The sequence below is a fragment of the Rhizobium sp. YTU87027 genome (assembly GCF_050644135.1).
In the GTDB taxonomy this organism is placed as follows: Bacteria; Pseudomonadota; Alphaproteobacteria; order Rhizobiales; family Rhizobiaceae; genus Rhizobium.
In genome coordinates this window covers 648,112-663,314 of record NZ_CP098440.1, presented here as the reverse complement: position 1 = coordinate 663,314, position 15,203 = coordinate 648,112, and the positions used below count along the sequence as shown (strand labels likewise).

The window sequence follows — 15,203 nt, the reverse complement described above, 5'->3', positions numbered from 1 at the left end:
AACTTGTAAAAATAATACATACCCCGGAAACACACAAGGCATGACCTATGATCGGCATTGAAGAGATTTCCGCAGACAGGCCCTCCGTCTTTCATCTGTTTTCCGCGCCGCTGCTGCCCGCGACCATCATGCTCGGCGGCGGCGTCACCCTCTACGCCGTCGAGACCTACATCACGGCGACAATCGCGCCGTCGATCGTGCGCGATATCGGCGGGCTCGAACTGCTGTCATGGATGACGACACTCTTCGTTGCCGCGGCGGTCCTGGGGTCGATCTTCGTCGCGATGCGCCCGCGAGGCATCGGGCTGCGGAGCGTCTACGTCGCAGGCGCACTCATCTTCGGCACGGGCAGCCTGATCTGCGCGCTCGCCCCTGCGATGCCGTTCGTGCTCGCCGGACGCACGGTACAGGGATTCGGCGCCGGGATTCTTGCCGGCCTTGCCTATGCCTTCATTCGCTTCGCCTACCCCGAACCACTATGGCAGAAAGCGTCAACGCTCTATGCGGCCATATGGGGTATCTCGACCTTGCTCGGCCCCAGCCTCGGAGGCCTGTTTTCCGAAGGCAACGCGTGGCGCCACGCCTTCATGCTGCTTGTTCCCCTCTGTGTGCTGATGGCGGCGCTCGCGCCTTGGCTCCTGCCGCTCGCCGAGGATGACCGCGCCCAAGGCAAGAATCCGATCCTGCAGATTGCCCTGCTGCTTGCGGCCGTGCTGCTGGTCAGCATTGCTGGAACGATTGACGAAACAAGCTTCAAAGCATGGCTGATTGCGGCATCGATCGTCACGATTGTTTCTATGTTGAGCGTCGAGCGGCGCGGCAAGAACCGTCTGTTGCCGACAGGCGCCGTCATGCTCGCAAAGCCGGTGGCACGCGTCTACCTGACGATGTTCGTGCTGCTGCTGGTGCTGACCAGCGACATTTACATCCCTTATTTCCTGCAGGTGCTGCAGGCCGTAACGCCACTGGTGTCTGGTTATCTGACCGCCCTTGTCGCGCTCGGCTGGACCTTTGCGGCCTTCCTCAGCGGAACGCTCTCGGGACGCCGCGCCGAGACGGCGATCGTCGCCGGTTGCGTGATCGAAATGGTCGCTGTTGCGTCCCTGACGATTTTCCTCGCAACAGACAATCAATCCGGCAATCTCGCCATTCTCGGCCCAGCCGCCATCGGCATGTTCCTTATGGGTTTCGGCGTCGGTCTCGGCTGGGCTCATCTGGTGACCAAGGTTCTGAGCCTTGTCGACAACTCCGAACAGGACAAGGCCTCGGCCGCGATCTCGACGGTACAGTCGCTCGGCAGTGCCTTCGGCGCCGCCGTTGCCGGCGTGATCGTCAACAGCACCGGGCTGGTGAACCCCGGTGGTGTAGCCGGCAGCGTTTCGGCTGCGCACTGGCTCTACGTGCTGATGGCCCTTCCCGGCCTGATTGCAGTCACGACGTCCTTAACCCTCTCGTCGCCCGCCGAACGGCAGGCCCGGTGAGCGACGTGCGAGCGGTCACAGACGCAGCATGATCTGCCGATGTGACCGCTCGTTTCCATTCGGGCGATCGGGCGGATCGGCTTTTAATCACCGGCAGCGATCACGGCATGAGGCCACCCATCACGTGATTTGACAAATGCCATCACAAACTCTCGTTTTTCGAAAGCACGCTACTGGTTTATGTCAGGGGCATCGGGAATCATGCCATGCCATCCGCCTTTTCTTCCATTCTCCGCGATCGCCAAATCCGCGTCCCAGCGCTGACACTGATTGCGCTCGCCTTCACCTATGCCTCTACGATGCCCTATCAATCGATCATCGGCATCAACGAACTCGGTCTGTCCGACCGCACCTATTCCGGGCTGATCTTCCTTGCGGCGCTCGTCAACGTCGCTACCAGCCTGACGCTCGGCATCTGGTCCGACAGGCTCAGCGATCGCCGCCCGCTGGTGCTGGCGCTATCGGTGAGCGGCATGCTCGGCTTCGGAATGATCTACGAGTTCCGCACCGCTGGCGCCTTCATGTTCGGCATACTGGTGCTGATCCCCATCAGCAATTCCACCTATTCGATCCTGTTTGCCAGCATCCGCGCAACGACGAACGCGCTGGACCGGGGAAGAGCGGCGGCGATCACATCCACGGTTCGCGCGCTGTTCTCGGGCTCCTGGGCACTGGCACCCGGCTTGATCGGCCTGTACCTCATCAATTCGCAATCGATGACGCCGGCCTATGGCATCGCAGCTCTCGCAAGCCTGACCTGCTTTTGCCTCTACCTGTTCGTGGCCAAGCCGGCGCCGGCGGGCGAAGCCTCCCCTTCGCTGAATATCGGCTTTTTCTCATCGCTCGGCAGGATCTTTTCCTCGCATGTGCTGGTAAGGGTCTGCCTCATGGCGCTGCTGCTTGGCCTGCAGCGGCTGAACAGCGTGGTGTCTCCGCTAATCATCACCAATGCCGCAGGCGGCACGGTGGTCGATGTCGGTTTCATGGCCGGCCTCGTCGCCTTCCTGGAAATGCCGTTCATGCTGATGTGGGGCGCGCTGCAGCGCCGCTTTCGCAGCGTGCACGTGCTTGCCCTGGGAGCACTGATCTATTGTCTCTATCTGACATTGCTGAGCTTTGCCTCGGCGCCCTGGCAGATCTATGCTCTCGTGCTGATCAACGCCTGCGGCGCTGCGGCCATCCTCAGCGTACCGATCACCTACCTGCAGGATCTGATTGCCGATCGCCCGGGACTCGGCAGTTCCTTGGTCTCGGTCAACACGTTCATCGCCAACGGCATCAGTGCATCGATCTTCGCAGCCGGGACCGCCTTTACGGGATATTCAGGCACAGCACTGCTTGCCGCTGCGGTCGGTCTCGCTTCAGTTGGCCTCCTTTTGTTCCTTGAGCGAGCTCCCCGACCGGTTCGGCAGCCGGCCTAGAGCCGTTCAAGGTTAGAGCCGCAGCATGATCTTGCCGATGTGACCGCTCGTTTCCATCAGCCGATGCGCGTCGGCGACGTCTTCGAAAGAGACGACGGTATCGATAACAGGCGCAAGCTGGCATTCATCGAGAAGCGGCCAGACCTGGGAAAGGAGATCGTCGCGGATCGCGCGCTTTTCCTCCGCAGTGCGCGGGCGCAGCGTGGAGCCGGTGATCGTCAGCCGTTTGACCATGATCGGCGCCAGATTGACCTTCTCCGCGACGGCCCCGCCGAGAAAGGCGATGATCGAGAGGCAGCCGTCCTTCGCAAGCGACGCCACGTTCCGTTCAAAGTAGGCAGCGCCGATCATGTCGAGGATGATATCGACACCATGACCGGTCTCGGCCTTGATGACCTCCGCAAAATCCTCTGTCTTGTAGTTGATGGCCCGCTTTGCGCCGAGCTTGACGCAAGCATCGCATTTCTCCCGCGAACCGGCCGTTGCGTAGACCTCGGCGCCGAAGGCCCGCGCGAGCTGGATGGCCGTCGTCCCGATACCACTCGAGCCGCCATGCACGAGAACCTTTTCGCCCTCGGTCAGCCCTGCCATCTGGAACATATTGGCCCAGACCGTGAAGTAGTTTTCCGGAAGTGCCGCAGCTTTGACGGCGTCATAACCCTTTGGGAAGCGCAGAGCCTGGCCGGCGGGCAGCAGGCAATATTCGGCATAGGCGCCGCCGTTGGTCAGCCCGCACACTTTGTCGCCGACGGCGAAATCCCTGACGCCCAGGCCGATGGCGACGACCTCGCCTGCCATTTCGAGGCCGAGAACCGGGCTCGCGTCCTTTGGCGGGGGATAAGTTCCCTGACGCTGTGCGACGTCAGGCCGGTTGACGCCGATCGCCGCAGTGCGAACAAGGAGCTGGCCCTCCCCCGGTATCGGCAAGGGTCCGGTGGCAATCCGCATCACTTCAGGCGCGCCGAAGCTCGTCAGGTCGATGAAGCGCATCTGCATGGGCAAGGACATGATCCGGTCTCCTCGTTCCGAAAGCATGTCAGATAGTCCAGCGCTACGGAGTTGAGAAGGCAGGAAGAGCGGGTGGCGTCAATTGGTCTCGCCCAGGAGGTGGAAGACCAAGCCTTCTTCGCTTTCCTTGGCCTCGGCCTTGATATGGGCGATTTCGGCGCTGACGCGATTGATGTCGTCGATGACGAGACCTTCCGGCAGTTCCAGCACACCGATCGAGCAGCGCATCAGCGGGAACAGCGCCTCGATGCCAGCGCGATCATGGCCCCGAATGCGGCCAGCGGCACGATCCGCATCGGAATAGAGGTCGAGCACATCGTCGTGAAAATCGCTGATCAGGCGATCAAGAATTTCGGTCAGTTCCTCCTTGGTCCAGCCACGCACGCCGATGAAGAAATCGTCGCCGCCAACATGTCCGAGGAAATGACGCTCGGCGAAGAAATAGCGGCGCATCAACGCTGCAAAGAGCGAAATCGCGTGGTCGCCGAGGTGAAAGCCATAGGCATCGTTGAACGGCTTGAAATTGTCGAAGTCGCAGTAGCAGAAGTGACGCTTCTCGTCGCCATCAAGGCTCGACTCGCGCATGAAGTCACGGATCGCTCTGTTGCCCGGCAGCCCGGTCAACGGATTCTGGTCCTGGGCGGTCTTCAGTTTCTTCTCGTTCATGACCTTGATGAGCGAGGCGGCCGAGACGACGCCCGCATAGCGCATGTTGTCGGTCAAAAGCAGGCAGTTCGTGCCTTCCATGTTGGCGAAGATCGCCATCAGCTGCTCGGTATCGGAATCAAGCCCGACGATCGGCGCCATCTCGACGAAGTGCGAGATCGTTCGCTCGTATACCTTGTTCTTGAGGAGATCGCGACCGAAGGGCTGGTAGATGTATTCCTTAAGATGCCGTTCGTGCAGGATGCCGCGCGGCTCGCCGTTCGCGTTCAGCACCGGGAAAAACGCCTGCTGCGGATTACGGCGGAAAAGCTCGAAGACGCTGTCGATGGTGTCGTTCTCGTAGACCGTCGGCAGCATCTCGATCTGCTTGCGGATGAGGATCTCGTCGAGGGATTGCGGATTTCGCTTGCTCTTGCCGAGATCCAGAAGGTGCGGAAACGACGGCTGCAACTCGGTCACATGGGTCGTCGGGCGCGAGATGAACCAGCCCTGGACGAGATCGACGCCAAACTCGCGGCAGGCAACGAATTCCGCCTCCGTCTCGATGCCCTCGGCGATGACACGAGTGCCAAGGACGTGCGCGATGTGGACGATGTTCTTCAGAAGGTGGCGCTTGCGCGGGCTGCTGTCGATGTCGGCGATGAAATGCCGGTCGATCTTCAGGTAGTCGACTGGGTGGTCGCAGAGCAGCTTCATCTCGCCGTGGCCGACGCCGAAATCGTCAATCGCCAATTTGAAGCCCGCCTTGCGGAGCAGCGATACAAGCGCCGCAAATTCCGGCACGCTGGTATTGTCGAAACGCTCGGAGAACTCAAAGCAGATGGACGACGGGGGAATATTGGCAAGCTTCAAATGCTGTAGCAGACCCTCCACCAGCCGCTCGCCATGCGGGATCAGCCGGACATCGAGATTGAGGAACAGCGTCGAGCTCGAGAAGTGCGGGAGCGTGGCGAACTTCGCAAGCGCGCGGCTTGCCACCATCTGCTCCAGTTGTAGCAACTGGTGGTTCTTGTACGCCTCATCCAGAATCTCGGCGGGGGAACCGAAACCGATGCGTTCCTGCCCGCGCATCAGCGATTCATAGCCGAATGCAACGCCTGTTCCTGCCTCGACGATAGGCTGAAACGCATTTTCGATAACGAGCTTTGCAAGCGTTACGATCTGGTCGCTTGCATAACGCCGAACAAGGGCCGGATCGACGGTGGCAGCCAAAGACATGCCAATCTCCACTGTGTCTTATTGTTTTTCGCAGGGAGACTGGCGGAGAAGGATCAACGAACCCTTTCCCGAATGTGAAATTTTTGTGAAAGCCCGGCCTTTTTCGATCGAATTTTATCGATCAATCAATGGCTTGGTCAGGCTGTCCGCCTGTTCTCAGCCTCATGATCGGCGAACATGTCAGCGACGCACCGGCCGCCATGGGGGCCTCTGCCCTGATCGAACATGTCTTCGTGGTATCCGCCAAGTTTGCGGGCGGCGTCCCACATGCGCAGGGCCTCGCGCACGACCTCGCTGCTCGATGCGTAACTCCCGTTGTCAACGGCGGCCCGGATGTCGGCAGCCTGCAACGGTGAAATGGATACGGTGACCATCGGCATGAGATTCCTCCCTTTACCTCGTGGGGCACGTATGCCCGGTCAGGGGACGGTTAATCCGTCCACGGCATTACCGACGCGCGCCGCCGCCTCGGCTGCCTCTTCGTGCTGAAATTTTAGCCCCCACTCACATACTTGTCAAAAAGGAAACAGTCCGTGATGTGAGCCTGTGAATTGCGGGCATAACTCAGCGACGGACGGCCAGACCGAAGGCAAGCATCGACCAGCCCTGGATGAGAAGGTCGCAGGCCAAGAAAAGGCCAAGGACCCAGAGGCTGTTGACGGGCCATCCAGTGGCAATCACAACCCCGGCCAGCGCGGTAATGATCCCGCTGACAAGAACCCAGCCCCAACCCCTGACCGGACGCATGCGCCAGCCGACCCAGGTGCGGAACACGCCCGCGATCAGCAAGGCGATCGCAAGAAACAGCGTCAATACGGCCGATGCCAGAAGGGGATTCTCGAAGGCAAAAAAGCCGGCCAACACATAAAGAACACCGCTCAGAGCCCAAACCAGCACCTGCCCCCAGGTTCTCACCTGAAACGCGTGAACCAGATAGACGATGCCGCCTATCAGCATCAGTATTCCGACATAGTAGACGGACACAACGGTCGCGAGCGCAACGTTCGCCAATGCGATCAGGCCGCAGACGATCAGCAGTGCGCCAAGTACGGCGAACCAGCCCCATTTCGATTGCAGAGATGAAAAGCTTAGTCGATCAGACATGTCTGCCATGGCACACCTCCTGGTTGATACAAGAATATGCCGCAAAAACACGGAATTGGAAGGGGTTAGGTTTTCGGACTCGCCAACAGATTTTTATTGATTGATCAGTCAATCAAAATTATACTTGCTACCATCTTCAGGAGTGATGCGATGCCCAAGGTCGGAATGGAGCCGATTCGCCGCAAGGCGCTCGTTGATGCCGCGCTGCGCGTGATCGGCGATCAAGGCTCGCTTGCTGTTACCATGTCCGAAATTGCCCGGCAGGCCGGTGTATCAGCGGCACTGGCGCATCATTACTTCGGCAGCAAGGAACAGCTGCTGATCGAGACCGTCCGCTCTCTTCTAAAGCAGCTGCGCGACGATGCGGTGACGGCGCTAAAGGCGGCGGATGCGCCGCGCGAGAAGCTTTCCGCCGTCATCCGGGTCAGCTTCCAGGCCGACCAGTTCGCGCCAGCTACGATTGCCGCCTGGCTCGCCTTCTATGCCGAGGCGCAGCGTTCCGAGGAAACCCGACGCTTCCTTGTCATCTATGCCCGCCGTCTGCGGTCGAACCTGCTCGCCAACCTTAAAGCGCTCTGCCCTCACAATGCCGCAGAACGCATCGCCGAAGGCGCGGCTGCGATGATCGACGGGCTCTACATCCGCCAAAGTCTGAGGTCTGCGCCAGTCAGCATCGAGGCATCGATCGCGCTTACCGAAGACTACATCAATTCACAGCTTGCCGCCCTTGCGAAAGGACAGATCCAGTGACCCTCAAAGCCCAGCCGAAAGCCTCCCATTTCATCGACGGCGAGTATGTCGAGGATGAAGCCGGTAGCGTCATCGAAAGCATCTATCCGGCGACCGGCGAGGTCATCGCCCGGCTGCACGCGGCAACGCCCGCCATTGTCGAAAAGGCGATCGCGGCAGCCAAGCGCGCCCAGCCTAAATGGGCGGCGATGAGCCCGACCGCACGCGGCCGCATCCTGAAGCGAGCCGCCGACCTCATTCGCGAGCGCAACCGCGAACTGTCGGAACTCGAGACGTTGGATACCGGCAAGCCGATCCAGGAAACGATCGTCGCCGACCCGACATCGGGCGCCGACAGCTTCGAGTTCTTCGGCGGCATCGCGGCTGCCGGCCTCAACGGCTCCTACATCCCGCTCGGTGGTGATTTTGCCTACACCAAGCGCGTGCCGCTCGGTGTCTGCGTCGGTATCGGCGCCTGGAACTATCCGCAGCAGATCGCTTGCTGGAAGGGTGCACCGGCGCTCGCAGCCGGCAATGCCATGGTCTTCAAGCCATCGGAAAACACACCGCTCGGCGCGCTTGCCATTGCCGAAATCCTTCACGAAGCCGGCCTGCCGAAGGGTCTCTACAACGTCATCCAGGGCGATCGCGAGACGGGGCCGCTGCTGGTCAACCACCCTGACGTCGCCAAGGTGTCGCTGACGGGCTCGGTTCCGACGGGCCGCAAGGTCGCCGCGGCGGCGGCCGGCAGCCTCAAGCATGTGACCATGGAGCTCGGCGGCAAGTCGCCGCTTGTTGTCTTCGACGACGCCGATATCGATAGCGCCGTCGGCGGCGCGATGCTCGGCAATTTCTATTCGACCGGACAGGTCTGCTCGAACGGCACGCGCGTCTTCGTACAGCGGAAGATCAAGGCGGAATTCCTGAAGCGCCTGAAGGCCCGCACCGAGGCGATCGCGATCGGCGATCCGATGGACGAGTCAACGCAGCTCGGGCCGATGGTATCCTGGGCGCAACGCGACAAGGTTCTCTCCTACATCGAGAAGGGCAAGGCCGAGGGCGCGACCCTTATCACTGGAGGCGGCATTCCGAACAATGTCTCCGGCGAGGGGTACTACGTGCAGCCGACCGTCTTTGCTAATGTCACCGACGAGATGACGATTGCCCGCGAGGAGATCTTCGGGCCTGTGATGTGCGTGCTCGATTTCGACGACGAAGCCGAGGTGATCGCCCGCGGCAACGCGACGGAATTCGGCCTCTCCGCCGGCGTCTTCACCGCCGACCTGACGCGCGCCCATCGCGTCGTCGACCAGCTCGAGGCCGGCACGCTGTGGATCAACACCTACAACCTCTGCCCTGTCGAAATCCCGTTCGGCGGCTCCAAGCAATCCGGCTTCGGACGCGAGAATTCGCTGGCCGCGCTGGAGCACTATTCGGAGCTGAAGACGGTATATGTCGGCATGGGGCCGGTGCAAGCGCCTTATTGAGGCAGCAAGCGGCCAGTCCCGGCAGGTAGCATTCAATTTCGCTTCGTCCCGGTCGGCTCTCCAGCCGATCCTAGGATGAGGCGGGGAATCGGAAAAGAAGCACATCATGCAGCAGGCAGATTTCGTTATCATCGGCTCCGGCTCGGCGGGCTCCGCCCTCGCCTACCGGCTTTCGGAAGACAGCAAGAACACCGTCATTGTCATCGAGGCGGGCGGCTCCGATTTCGGGCCCTTCATCCAGATGCCGGCGGCGCTTGCCTGGCCGATGAGCATGAAGCGCTACAACTGGGGCTATCTCTCCGAGCCCGAGCCGAACCTGAATAACCGGCGTATCACCGCGCCGCGCGGCAAGGTGATCGGCGGCTCCTCCTCGATTAACGGCATGGTCTATGTGCGCGGCCACGCCGAGGACTATAACCGCTGGGAAGAGCTCGGCGCGCAAGGCTGGGCCTATGCCGACGTTCTCCCCTACTTCAAGCGGATGGAGCACAGCCATGGCGGTGAGGAAGGCTGGCGCGGCAAGGACGGACCACTACACGTTCAGCGCGGCGTCTTCCGCAACCCGCTGTTCCACGCCTTCATCGAAGCCGGCAAGCAGGCGGGCTTCGAGGCGACAGAGGATTACAACGGCTCGAAACAGGAAGGCTTCGGGCTGATGGAGCAGACCATTTTCGGCGGTCGCCGCTGGTCGGCTGCTTCAGCCTATCTGAAACCGGCGCTGAAGCGGCCGAACGTCGAGGTCGTCTATGGCCACGCCCACAAGGTGGTGATCGAGAACGGCCGGGCGACCGGCGTCGAGATCGAGCGCGGCGGCAAAGTCGAGATCGTCAAGGCCAATCGCGAGGTCATCGTTTCGGCCTCCTCCTTCAATTCGCCGAAGCTCCTGATGCTCTCAGGCGTCGGGCCGGGCGCGCATCTGCAGGAGATGGGGCTCGAGGTAAAGGCCGACCGGCCGGGCGTCGGCGCCAACCTGCAGGACCACATGGAGTTCTACTTCCAGCAGGTCAGCACCAAGCCGGTCTCACTCTATTCCTGGCTTCCCTGGTTCTGGCAGGGGGTCGCAGGCGCGCAATGGATGCTGACCAAGTCGGGGCTCGGCACCTCGAACCAGTTCGAGGCCTGCGCCTTCCTGCGCTCGGCGCCCGGCGTCAAGCAACCTGACATCCAGTACCACTTCCTGCCGGTGGCGATCAGCTATGACGGCAAGGCGGCGGCCAAAAGCCATGGCTTCCAGGTGCATGTCGGCTATAATCTGTCGAAGTCGCGCGGCAACGTTACGCTGGCTTCCTCGGACCCCAAGGCCGACCCGGTCATTCGCTTCAACTATATGAGCCATCCGGAGGACTGGGAGAAGTTCCGCCATTGCGTGCGGCTCACCCGCGAGATCTTTGGTCGGAAGGCGTTCGACCATTATCGCGGACCGGAGATCCAGCCGGGCGAGAAGGTGCAGACCGACGAGGAGATCGACGCCTTCCTGCGCGAGCATCTGGAAAGCGCCTATCACCCCTGCGGCACCTGCAAGATGGGCGCAAAGACCGACCCGATGGCTGTCGTCGATCCCGAAACGCGCGTCATCGGTGTAGATGGGTTGCGCGTCGCCGACTCGTCGATCTTCCCGCATGTCACCTACGGCAACCTCAACGGCCCGTCGATCATGACCGGCGAGAAGGCAGCCGACCATATCCTCGGCAAGCAACCGCTGCCGCGCTCCAACCAGGAGCCGTGGATCAATCCGCGCTGGGAAGTGAGCGATCGGTAGGACCGCTGATCGCCATCAGATAAAGCCGACCCCGGTGACGGGTGACCATTGCCGACCGCCTTCGCGAGCGCCCCGGCATCCGCAATTCGCGCAACACCGGTGGCGGAACACCATGGGTCTGTCGAGGAGCGCCCTAGGCCAACAGGCGAGTAACCTGCGCGCCCTTCGCGGGAGCAACGGCATCAGCGATCGTGGTCGAGAACAGCACCTTGCGGGTGGCGTCGGCCACCTTGGCGAAGACGTGGCGGATCTCGCAGTTCTGCTCGCCGTCGCAGTCATCGCATTTTCTATAGGCGGTGATCGAGAGGCAGGGAAGCGGCGCGATCGGGCCGTCGATGATGCGTAGCACTTCGCCGAAAGTGATCATGTCGGCCGGCTTGAGCAGGAGATAACCGCCCGTCTTGCCGCGACGACTGACGACGATGCCCTGGTGCTTCAGGTCGAGCAGGATCTGTTCGAGGAACTTTTTCGGTATCTTCTGCTGCGCCGCGATGTCGGAGATCATCACAGGTTCGCCGTCCTCGGCTTCAGCCAATACCGTCAGCGCTCTCAGCGCATATTTTGCTTTCTGCGTAATCATTTTTAACCGTCGACACACACATGGCGGGCGGAATCGCCAACCCGCAGCAAGCTCGATCCTGCCTCTATGGCATGCGCAGCATGAACGGAATTTGAACAAACCTGCGAAACCTTTGAGAGACAAGGTTTTTTGGCCTTGTTTTTCCACCTCAGCCAATACCCTAAATTTACGCCAAAATGCGCCCCTGATGTCATCAATTCACATTTCCGATTGACAGGCAACGTGTTACTCTACTAAATCAATAGAGAATTGGGCTGACCGTCGGCAAAACATCGCCGGTGCGGCTGCTTTTCCGCATTGCAGCGGCCGAGGAGAGATATTTGCTCCTATCGCGCCTGCTTTCGAAATGCGTTTTTCTGTCCGATCCAAGCCTGACCTGCGATACTCCGGCCAACATCAAGGACAGGATCCCCATGACTGTTGCTGCCAATCCAAACGCTGAGGCGGAAACGCTGAACGCGAAACTCGCAGGCCTTGACCTGGCGGGGCGCCTGTCGCTCGTTGCCGGTCTCGGCGGCCGCGTCGTCTTCACTAGCTCTCTCGGCATCGAGGACCAGGTCATCACCGCCGAAATCGGCAACCACCGCCTGCCGATCGACGTGGTGACACTGCAGACCGGACGACTGTTTCCGGAGACGCTCGCCCTGATCGACGAGACCGAGAAGCAGTACGACATCCGCATCAGCCGCTACGAGCCGGAACAGGCCGACATCGACGCCTATGCCGCGAAATACGGCCTCAACGGTTTCTACGAGAGTGTCGAAGCCAGGCATGCCTGTTGTGGCGTGCGCAAGCTGAAGCCGCTTGCGCGCGCACTCGATGGGGCAACCATCTGGATCACCGGTCTGCGCCGCGGCCAATCGGCCAACCGCGCGGAGACGCCGTTCGCCGAGTATGACGCCGAGCGCCACCTTTTAAAGGTCAACCCGCTGGCCGATTGGGACATCGACGTCATCAAGGCCTACGTCGCCGACAATGGCGTGCCGGTCAATCCACTACATGCCCGTGGCTACCCCTCGATCGGTTGCGAACCCTGCACCCGGGCGATCAAACCCGGCGAGCCGGAACGTGCCGGCCGCTGGTGGTGGGAACAGGACGAGAAGCGCGAATGCGGTCTGCACGTGGCTGAAGAGGCCTCGGCGATTCCCGCACAACAGTAACCCGTCGATTTCGGGATCGGAGCGCGGCTTCCGCCTGCGCTCCTCGAAGTCGGAAATGCACCTTGTTCCGGAGGCCTCCCTTCCTGGAATGATTGAAGTCTGGAGTTAGAAATGCCCGATAGCCGTCCGGATACGGAACTCAACAATCCCCGGAGCACGAAGCCGCCGCTCGACCCGCATTTGAAGGCACTCGAAAACGAAGCGATTCACATTTTCCGTGAGGTCGCCGCTGAATTCGAACGCCCCGTCATGCTCTACTCGATCGGCAAGGACTCGTCGGTCCTGCTGCATCTGGCGCGCAAGGCGTTCTATCCCGGTCGCGTCCCCTTCCCGCTGCTGCACGTCAACACCGGCTGGAAATTCCGCGAGATGATCGCCTTCCGCGATGAAACCGCGAAGAAATATGACCTCGACCTGATCGAGCATATCAATCCGCGCGGTGCGGCTGAAAACGTGACACCGTTTACCCATGGCTCGGCAGCCTTCACCGACATCATGAAGACCGAAGGCCTTCGCCAGGCGCTCGATGCCGGCCAGTTCGATGCCGCTTTCGGCGGTGCGCGACGCGACGAGGAGGCCAGCCGCGCCAAGGAGCGCATCTATTCCTTCCGCACGCCCGACCATCGCTGGGATCCGCGCAACCAGCGCCCGGAACTCTGGAACATCTACAACGGCCAGATCCGCAAGGGCGAAAGCGTTCGTGTCTTCCCGCTCTCGAACTGGACCGAAGTCGACATCTGGCGCTACATCCAGGCCGAAGATATTCCGCTGGTACCGCTCTACTACGCCAAGAAGCGCCCCTATGTTGAGCGCGACGGCATGATGATCCTTGCCGAGGATCCTCGGCTGGAGCTGCTTCCCGGCGAAGTGCGCCAGGAAGGCATGATCCGTTTCCGCACCCTTGGCGACTTTCCGCTGACGGGCGCCATCCCATCGAAAGCGGCCACGCTCGAAGACGTGATCGCCGAACTCGAAATTGCCACTGTCTCCGAACGCCAGGGCCGCGCCATCGACCGCGACCAGTCCGGCTCCATGGAGAAAAAGAAGCGTGAAGGATATTTCTGAGATGACCGCAGCCGTAACCGCCGCACACGTCCTCGCCGTGCCCGCCGCAGAACCTGCGACGGCGACCCGCGACTCGCGACCGCTGCGCCTCATCACCTGCGGCAGTGTCGATGATGGCAAGTCCACCCTGATCGGCCGCCTGCTCTGGGATACCAAGGCCGTCAAGGAAGACCAGGCTGCCACGCTTCAACGCGATTCCACCGGCAAGCAGAACGATCTCGGCCTGCCCGATTTCGCACTGCTGCTCGACGGCCTGCAGGCCGAGCGCGAACAGGGCATCACCATCGATGTCGCCTATCGCTACTTCTCGACCGACAAGCGCTCCTTCATCGTTGCCGACACGCCCGGCCACGAGCAGTACACCCGCAACATGGCGACCGGCGCATCCACTGCCGATCTCGCGGTGCTACTGGTCGACGCTCGCGCCGGCATTCTGGAGCAGACGCGTCGCCACGCGACGATCGCCTCGCTGCTCGGCATCAAGCAGTTCGTGCTTGCCGTCAACAAGATCGATCTGACGAACTATGACCGTTCCGGCTTCGAGAAGATCACGCACGAGTTCCGCGAATTCGCGCTGTCGCTCGGCGTCAAGCAGATCACCGCGATCCCGATGTCGGCCCTGAAGGGCGAGAACGTCGTCTATTCCGGCGAAGCGTCGATGCCGTGGTATGCCGGCCCGACGCTGGTCGAGACGCTTGAGCTTGCCACCGTCCGCTCCTCGCAGGCGACCGGCTTCCGTTTCTCGGTGCAGCGCGTGTCGCGCCCCGGCGAAAGCTTCCGCGGCTACCAGGGCACCGTCGCCGGCGGCTCCGTCAAGCCGGGTGACAGCGTCATGATCCTGCCGTCGGGCATGGTCGCCAACGTCTCCAAGATCGTCACCTTTGATCTGGTGCGTAACGCCGCCGTTGCCGGTGACGCGATCACGCTGGTTCTCGACCGGCAAGTGGACGTCGCGCGCGGCGACATGATCGTTTCGATCGACAGTCAGCCGCAGGTTGGCCTTGCTTTCGACGCCCAGATCGTCGCGCTGCAGCCGGAAGGCATCGAAGCCGGCAAGCGCTACTGGCTGAAGAGCGGCAGCCGCCGCCAGCGTGTGCAGGTGCAGCCGGTGGCGCAGCTTGAGCTCAAGACGGGCGCCTGGGCTCCTGTCGATACGCTCTACATGAATGCGATCGGCAAGGTGCGCCTCGCCTTCGACGAACAGGCGATCTTCGACCCTTACGAGCAGAACCGTGCATCCGGCTCGTTCATCCTGATCGACCCCGACACCAACAACACGGTGGCCGGCGGGATGGTCAGCGGAAAGCGCAGCGAACTCGGCGGCATCCACGGCGGCGACGCCCGCGTGATCCTATCGCTGCCGGCCGACCTCGCCGACCAGATCATGGCGAGCGAACTCTTCGCCAACCGTCGCCACGAGGCGGAGGTCCGGCGCATGACTGCCGCCCAGGCCGCCGATCTCTGGTCGAACGCCGCAAGTGACATTTAAGCAACGAAAACGGGGCCAAATCGGCCCCGTTTCTCA

13 protein-coding genes are annotated in these 15,203 nt (G+C 61.4%); 8 read left to right on the top strand and 5 right to left on the bottom strand.

The genetic code is table 11. The features are described 5' to 3' along the window. Positions 1-47: 47 nt before the first annotated feature. Positions 48-1,481 (top strand): MFS transporter, encoded by a 1,434-nt coding sequence (locus NBG89_RS03300; protein WP_431321706.1) that lies wholly within the window; start codon positions 48-50, stop codon positions 1,479-1,481. A gap of 206 nt (positions 1,482-1,687) precedes the next feature. After that, the gene (locus NBG89_RS03295; protein WP_431321705.1) at positions 1,688-2,902 is read left to right on the top strand and encodes an MFS transporter; all 1,215 of its coding nucleotides are present in this window, start codon (positions 1,688-1,690) and stop codon (positions 2,900-2,902) included. 12 nt (positions 2,903-2,914) lie between these two features. On the opposite strand, the gene NBG89_RS03290 is transcribed toward NBG89_RS03295, so the two are convergent. The 4 genes from NBG89_RS03290 to NBG89_RS03275 form a co-directional block, all read right to left on the bottom strand. Next, a complete protein-coding gene (locus tag NBG89_RS03290) occupies positions 2,915-3,910 on the bottom strand; it encodes an NAD(P)H-quinone oxidoreductase (RefSeq protein ID WP_431321704.1) in 996 nt (331 codons plus the stop codon). Positions 3,911-3,988: 78 nt separating this feature from the next. Next, positions 3,989-5,794 (bottom strand): GGDEF domain-containing protein, encoded by a 1,806-nt coding sequence (locus NBG89_RS03285; RefSeq protein ID WP_431321703.1) that lies wholly within the window; start codon positions 5,792-5,794, stop codon positions 3,989-3,991. A 137-nt stretch (positions 5,795-5,931) separates the two neighbouring features. Next, positions 5,932-6,174, bottom strand: coding sequence for a ribbon-helix-helix domain-containing protein (locus NBG89_RS03280; RefSeq protein WP_431321702.1), 243 nt, complete (start codon positions 6,172-6,174; stop codon positions 5,932-5,934). 184 nt (positions 6,175-6,358) lie between these two features. Then, the gene (locus NBG89_RS03275; protein WP_088692245.1) at positions 6,359-6,907 is read right to left on the bottom strand and encodes an HdeD family acid-resistance protein; all 549 of its coding nucleotides are present in this window, start codon (positions 6,905-6,907) and stop codon (positions 6,359-6,361) included. A 141-nt stretch (positions 6,908-7,048) separates the two neighbouring features. On the opposite strand from NBG89_RS03275, the gene betI reads away from it, so the two are divergent. The 3 genes from betI to betA all read left to right on the top strand — a co-directional run bounded on the left by betI (position 7,049) and on the right by betA (position 10,873). Continuing rightward, positions 7,049-7,648 (top strand): transcriptional regulator BetI, encoded by a 600-nt coding sequence (gene betI / locus NBG89_RS03270; RefSeq protein WP_088692369.1) that lies wholly within the window; start codon positions 7,049-7,051, stop codon positions 7,646-7,648. Further along, positions 7,645-9,114: a betaine-aldehyde dehydrogenase gene (gene betB / locus NBG89_RS03265; protein ID WP_431321701.1), complete on the top strand. Its 1,470-nt coding sequence runs from the start codon at positions 7,645-7,647 to the stop codon at positions 9,112-9,114. Before betI ends, betB begins: the two co-directional genes overlap by 4 nt. Positions 9,115-9,220: 106 nt before the next feature. Then, a complete protein-coding gene (gene betA, locus NBG89_RS03260) occupies positions 9,221-10,873 on the top strand; it encodes a choline dehydrogenase (protein WP_431321700.1) in 1,653 nt (550 codons plus the stop codon). Between the two features lie 133 nt (positions 10,874-11,006). Here the strand turns inward: betA and NBG89_RS03255 are convergent, their stop codons facing one another. Beyond that, on the bottom strand, positions 11,007-11,453 hold the full coding sequence (locus NBG89_RS03255) for an Rrf2 family transcriptional regulator (protein WP_025582218.1): 447 nt from the start codon (positions 11,451-11,453) through the stop codon (positions 11,007-11,009). Positions 11,454-11,866: 413 nt separating this feature from the next. On the opposite strand from NBG89_RS03255, the gene NBG89_RS03250 reads away from it, so the two are divergent. From NBG89_RS03250 to cysN, 3 genes are all read left to right on the top strand, one after another. After that, positions 11,867-12,613 carry a phosphoadenylyl-sulfate reductase gene (locus NBG89_RS03250; RefSeq protein WP_431322764.1) on the top strand — a complete coding sequence of 249 codons (747 nt, stop codon included), beginning with the start codon at positions 11,867-11,869 and terminating at the stop codon, positions 12,611-12,613. 111 nt (positions 12,614-12,724) lie between these two features. Then, entirely contained in the window at positions 12,725-13,678 is a 954-nt protein-coding gene (gene cysD, locus NBG89_RS03245; RefSeq protein WP_431321699.1) for a sulfate adenylyltransferase subunit CysD, read from the top strand. 1 nt (position 13,679) lies between these two features. Then, positions 13,680-15,167 (top strand): sulfate adenylyltransferase subunit CysN, encoded by a 1,488-nt coding sequence (gene cysN / locus NBG89_RS03240; protein ID WP_431321698.1) that lies wholly within the window; start codon positions 13,680-13,682, stop codon positions 15,165-15,167. The last annotated feature ends 36 nt before the right edge of the window (positions 15,168-15,203 follow it).

Coding starts and splice junctions, on each gene's coding strand:
- betA (WP_431321700.1), top strand. CDS start 9,221: ATGCAGCAGGCAGATTTCGTTATCATCGGCTCCGGCTCGGCGGGCTCC.
- NBG89_RS03285 (WP_431321703.1), bottom strand. CDS start 5,794: ATGTCTTTGGCTGCCACCGTCGATCCGGCCCTTGTTCGGCGTTATGCA.
- NBG89_RS03295 (WP_431321705.1), top strand. CDS start 1,688: ATGCCATCCGCCTTTTCTTCCATTCTCCGCGATCGCCAAATCCGCGTC.
- betI (WP_088692369.1), top strand. CDS start 7,049: ATGCCCAAGGTCGGAATGGAGCCGATTCGCCGCAAGGCGCTCGTTGAT.
- NBG89_RS03290 (WP_431321704.1), bottom strand. CDS start 3,910: ATGTCCTTGCCCATGCAGATGCGCTTCATCGACCTGACGAGCTTCGGC.
- NBG89_RS03280 (WP_431321702.1), bottom strand. CDS start 6,174: ATGCCGATGGTCACCGTATCCATTTCACCGTTGCAGGCTGCCGACATC.
- NBG89_RS03275 (WP_088692245.1), bottom strand. CDS start 6,907: ATGGCAGACATGTCTGATCGACTAAGCTTTTCATCTCTGCAATCGAAA.
- NBG89_RS03250 (WP_431322764.1), top strand. CDS start 11,867: ATGACTGTTGCTGCCAATCCAAACGCTGAGGCGGAAACGCTGAACGCG.
- NBG89_RS03300 (WP_431321706.1), top strand. CDS start 48: ATGATCGGCATTGAAGAGATTTCCGCAGACAGGCCCTCCGTCTTTCAT.
- cysN (WP_431321698.1), top strand. CDS start 13,680: ATGACCGCAGCCGTAACCGCCGCACACGTCCTCGCCGTGCCCGCCGCA.
- cysD (WP_431321699.1), top strand. CDS start 12,725: ATGCCCGATAGCCGTCCGGATACGGAACTCAACAATCCCCGGAGCACG.
- NBG89_RS03255 (WP_025582218.1), bottom strand. CDS start 11,453: ATGATTACGCAGAAAGCAAAATATGCGCTGAGAGCGCTGACGGTATTG.